The 4,492-nt window shown below is 67.8% G+C and carries 5 protein-coding genes; 4 read left to right on the top strand and 1 reads right to left on the bottom strand.

The window, feature by feature from the left end:
• The 4 genes from H928_RS32300 to H928_RS0110795 form a co-directional block, all read left to right on the top strand.
• Positions 1-503 (top strand): winged helix-turn-helix domain-containing protein (locus H928_RS32300; protein ID WP_021026521.1); only part of this gene is annotated, 503 nt, incomplete at its 5' end.
• Between the two features lie 9 nt (positions 504-512).
• Positions 513-1,979 carry a two-component system sensor histidine kinase CreC gene (gene creC / locus H928_RS0110805; protein WP_021026520.1) on the top strand — a complete coding sequence of 489 codons (1,467 nt, stop codon included), beginning with the start codon at positions 513-515 and terminating at the stop codon, positions 1,977-1,979.
• 110 nt (positions 1,980-2,089) lie between these two features.
• Entirely contained in the window at positions 2,090-3,511 is a 1,422-nt protein-coding gene (gene creD / locus H928_RS27210) for a cell envelope integrity protein CreD (RefSeq protein ID WP_021026519.1), read from the top strand.
• Positions 3,508-3,705: a hypothetical protein gene (locus H928_RS0110795; RefSeq protein WP_021026518.1), complete on the top strand. Its 198-nt coding sequence runs from the start codon at positions 3,508-3,510 to the stop codon at positions 3,703-3,705. Before creD ends, H928_RS0110795 begins: the two co-directional genes overlap by 4 nt.
• Positions 3,706-3,775: 70 nt before the next feature.
• On the opposite strand, the gene H928_RS0110790 is transcribed toward H928_RS0110795, so the two are convergent.
• Positions 3,776-4,414, bottom strand: coding sequence for a hypothetical protein (locus tag H928_RS0110790; protein ID WP_148293125.1), 639 nt, complete (start codon positions 4,412-4,414; stop codon positions 3,776-3,778).
• Positions 4,415-4,492: the final 78 nt, after the last annotated feature.

Raw genomic sequence — 4,492 nt, 5'->3', positions numbered from 1 at the left:
CCAATGGCTCGCCCGCCCCCATCCTGGTGCTCAGCGCCCGGGGCGAAGAGGTGGACCGGGTACTGGGCCTGGAGCTGGGCGCCGATGACTACCTGAGCAAGCCCTTCAGCCCGCGCGAGCTGGTGGCCCGCACCCGCGCGCTGCTGCGCCGTGCCCAGCAATTTGCGCCGGCGCCGGCCAGCGCCAGCAGCGCCCCACCCCATGCCGCCAGTGCTGCCTTCCAGGTCGATGAGGCGGGCCAGTGCGTGCGCCTGCAAGGCGTGCTGCTGGATCTGACGCGGCGCGAATTCCAGCTGCTCAGCAGCCTGCTGGCCGCGCAGGGCCGCATCCTCAGCCGCAACCATCTGCTCGATGCCGTCTGGGGCCTGCACAGCGACAGCACCGACCGCACGGTCGACACCCACATCAAGACCCTGCGCGCCAAGCTGCGCACCGTGGTGGCCGACCGCGACTTCATCACCACGCACCGCGGCATGGGCTACAGCCTGCGCGATGGCGACTGAGGACCGGCCATGCGTCTGGGGATCCGCCTGCTGTTTGCGTTCTTCCTGATCAACGGGCTGGCGGCCTTTTTTGTGCTGCGCGTGTTCATGGCCGAGATCAAGCCCAGCGTGCGCAAGGTGACCGAAGACACGCTGGTCGAGACCGCCTACCTGCTGGCCGCGCAGGCCAGCGATGATCTGGCCTATGGAAAGCTGGGCAGCGACAGCAGCAACAGCCGCTTTGCCCAGCAGGTGCAGGCCGCCTTCCAGCAACCGCTGCGGGTGTGGATCTGGGACACGCGCAAGGCCGCACTCGACCTACGCGTGACCGTGACCAATGCCCAGGGCCGCGTGCTGTTCGATTCCGCCGGCCAGGATGTGGGGGCCGACTACGCGCGCTGGCGCAATGTGGCGCTCACCTTGCGCGGCGAATACGGCGCCCGCACCTCGCGCGAAGTGGCCACCGACGAGGCCACCAGCGTCATGTATGTCTCCGCGCCCATCCTGCGGGATGGCGCCATCGTCGGCGTGCTCACCGTCTCCAAGCCAGCCAATGCGGTGCAAAGCATCATCGACAGCAGCGAAAGCAAGATGCTGCGCGGCGGCGTGCTGTTTTTGCTGCTCTCGGCGGCCGTCGGCTTTGCCATCACCTGGTGGCTGGTGGTACAGGTGCGCAAGCTGCGCAGCTATGCCCAGCAGGTGCAGGGCCCCACCTTGCAGGAGGCGCAAGGCAGTCGCATCACCCGCGCGCCCAAGACACCCGAGGTGCCCGATGTCCCCGGCGAGCTGGGCGACCTGGCCCAGGCCATGGATTCGATGCGCCGGCGCCTGGAGGGGCGCGACTACATCGAAGGCTATGTGCGCGCGCTCACGCATGAGCTCAAGAGCCCAGTCGCCGCCATCCGGGGCGCGGGTGAGCTGCTGCAGGACGAGCTGCCCGCCGCCGACCGCGCGATGTTTGCCCAGCAGGTGGTGGACCAGAGCCTGCGCCTGCAAAACCTGATCGACCAGCTGATGCAGCTGAGCCAGCTGGAGCAGCGCAGCGCGCTGGCTACGGCCAGCCAGCACACCAGCCTGCGCGCCTGCGCCGAGCAGGCCATCGCGCAGCTGCAGGCCACCGCCGCGCAAAAAGGCATACAGCTGCTGCTGCAAGGCGATGACAGCCAGGGCGCCTGGGATGCGGCCCTGGTCACGCTGGCGATCAGCAACCTGCTGGCCAATGCGCTGGATTTCTCGCCCGCGCACAGCCAGATCGTATTGACCTTGGCGCCCCAGCGCCTGAGCGTGCAGGACAGCGGCCCGGGCGTGCCGGCCAGCCTGCTGCCCCGTCTGGGCGAGCGCTTCTTCACAACGCCGCGCCCCAACGGCGAGCGCAGCGGCAGCGGGCTGGGCCTGTCCATCGTGCAGCGCATCATGCTGCTCCATGGCGGCCGGCTGCAGTTTGCCAACACCCAGCCCGGCCTGCGCGCCAGCCTTGATTTCTCGGCCCAGGACTGAGCCCTTCAGCCGCAGGCCGCTGCACTTCACACTGCCTTCACAGACTTCATGCTCGGCTCACCGGGGCCGCCGACACTCGCCGCACCGATACACAGAGCAACGAGGAATGCATGAAAAACAGACTGGTGCAAAAGGCCCTGAGCCTGGCCATCACCATGGCGCTTTTGCTGGTGGCGCTGATGATGATCAGCGACGTGGTGCGCGACCGCATCTACAACCGCGACCGCGCGGTACAAAGCGTGGTCAACAGCACCGCAGGGTCGCAGACCCTGTTTGGTCCGGTGCTGGCCCAGCGCTGCAGCCGTGAAGTCAGCGGCAAGGACAGCGAGGGGCGTGTGGAGACCCGCCTGGTCAGCTTTCAGCGCTATGCGCTGCCCGATGAGATCAGCCACCAGACGCGGGCCGAGATGCAGCCGCGCGCGCGCGGCCTCTACCAGGTCAACACCTTCCTCATGCACGACAAGCTGGTCGCCCGCTTTGCGCCCGGCAACCAGCTGCAAGGCAAGCCCGAGGGCAGCGCCGTGCGCCACTGCGATGCGCCGCGCCTGGTCCTGCCGCTCAGCGATCCGCGCGGCATCCGCAGTGCGACTTTGCAGGTCGATGGCAAGCCGCTGCCGCTGGAGCCAGGCACCGGCCACGGCGTCTACACCCGGGGCCTGCAGACCAAGCCCCTGACTGCCGCCAGTGGCAACGACAGCAGCGCCATGGAAGTGGTCGTGCTGCTGCAGCTGATGGGCACCGAGCGCCTGGCCTTTGTGCCACTGGGCGGCACCAACCAGGTCAGCATGCAGGCCGACTGGCCCCATCCCTCGTTTGGTGGCAACTTTCTGCCGCTCAGCCGCGAGATCAGCGACCAGGGCTTCAACGCCAGCTGGAGCATCCCGGCGCTGGCCTCATCGGCGCGCCAGGCCTTTGTGCAGGAGCGCTCGCTGTGCAGCCTGGGCACGGCCGACACCAGCTATCCCTACGCGACCGAAGAAAGCCAGTGCCTGGAGCAGTTCGGCACCAGCTTCATCGACCCGGTCAACCCCTATAGCCTGAGCGACCGCGCCACCAAGTACGGCCTGCTCTTTGTGGTGCTGACCTTTGTCGCCGTGGCCATGTTCGAAGTGCTCAAAAAGCTGCGCGTACACCCGGTGCAGTACCTGCTGGTGGGCTCGGCGCTGTGCATTTTCTTCCTGCTCCTGATCAGCCTGTCCGAGCATGTGGGTTTCAGCCAGGCCTATGCCATTGGCGCGGGCGCCTGCGTGCTGCTGCTGGGCTACTACGCCAGCCACATCCTGGGCAGCCTGCGGCGCGGCCTGCCGTTTGCAGCGCTGATTGCGCTGATGTATGGCCTGTTGTTTGTGCTGCTGCAGCTCGAACAAACCGCGCTGGCTGTTGGCTCGCTCGCGCTGTTTGCCGTGCTGGCGATCGTGATGGTGGCCACGCGCAAGGTCGACTGGTATGCCTTTGGCAAAGGCGACGCTCCCGAGCCAATTTCCACCCCCGCCCCCAAGACCTTTGCCCCACGCACCCAGGAGAGCGCATGAACACCGACACCGGCATGGAACAGCAGCGCCAGCAATGGCGCCAGGCCCAGCACCAGATGAGCCGCAGCCAGTTGCGCGCACTGCGTGACCAGTGGCTGGAGCGTGGCAGCCAGCTGCCGCTGCAGGCCAATGCCCGGCGCCTGATGTGGCTGCGGCTGCGCTGCTCGCTGTTGCTGGCGCAGCAGCGGTTCTGAACGTCTCGTCACCACCCAAAGCAACAAGGCAGCCCGAGGGCTGCCTTGTTGCTTTCTTAAAAATGAGGGCCTACTTGGCGGGCGATGCGCCGCTGCCCCGGCTGATGGCGCGCAAGCGAGCTTCAGGCGACAGCCCGCGCACACACTGCACATTGGCATCGCCCAGCAGGCTGTCGCACTTGCGGATGGCCGTGTCCAGATCGGCTTCGCGCTGGCGCTCGGCCTCGCTCTTGGGGGGCGTGAAGATGGACACCTCGCTGGCCGCCTGCTGGTGCGCATCCTGGATGCCGGCTGCGCGCTTTTGCTTGGCCTCGCGCAGGCAGTCCTGCTGCGCGCTCTTGCTGTCCTTGTCGTTGCCGGCATGGCGGGTCTTGCAGTCCTCGACCGCCAGCGCGTGGCGCCGGTCCACCTGGGCGGCCAGGGCCTTGAAGCGGTTGTTGCCGCTGGGGTGGCGCTGCGCCTGCAGTTGGGCAGCGTCCACCGCGTGCTGGGTATCGACCTCGACCGTGCAGCGGCGCTGCGCAGCTGATCCAGCGGCCAGGCGCTTGCAATGGGCCAGGGCTTTTTCAGCGCGTGCATCCAGCTGGGCGACGGCCTCGCGGTAGGCATCGTCGTCCATCTCGGCGGCCAGCAGCGGCACCACCGCCATGGCGCCCAGCACCCAGGCGGCCGACGCGCGCCACAGCGGGCGCCTCCATCCCCCAGGCATCAGCGCTTCTGTTGGCGCAGCCAGGTATCGAGCTGCTGGGCCACCTGGTCGGTGGCCGATGCCAGTGCGGCGGCGGCA

Origin of the sequence: Comamonas sp. B-9 (genome assembly GCF_000410635.1) — a bacterium.
GTDB lineage: Bacteria > Pseudomonadota > Gammaproteobacteria > Burkholderiales > Burkholderiaceae_C > Comamonas.
This window is presented reverse-complemented; position numbering and strand designations above follow the sequence as displayed.

What these genes read in the sequence shown, in the direction of transcription:
- creC (WP_021026520.1), top strand. Translation starts at nt 513, where the DNA reads ATGCGTCTGGGGATCCGCCTGCTGTTTGCGTTCTTCCTGATCAACGGG.
- creD (WP_021026519.1), top strand. Translation starts at nt 2,090, where the DNA reads ATGAAAAACAGACTGGTGCAAAAGGCCCTGAGCCTGGCCATCACCATG.
- H928_RS0110795 (WP_021026518.1), top strand. Translation starts at nt 3,508, where the DNA reads ATGAACACCGACACCGGCATGGAACAGCAGCGCCAGCAATGGCGCCAG.
- H928_RS0110790 (WP_148293125.1), bottom strand. Translation starts at nt 4,414, where the DNA reads ATGCCTGGGGGATGGAGGCGCCCGCTGTGGCGCGCGTCGGCCGCCTGG.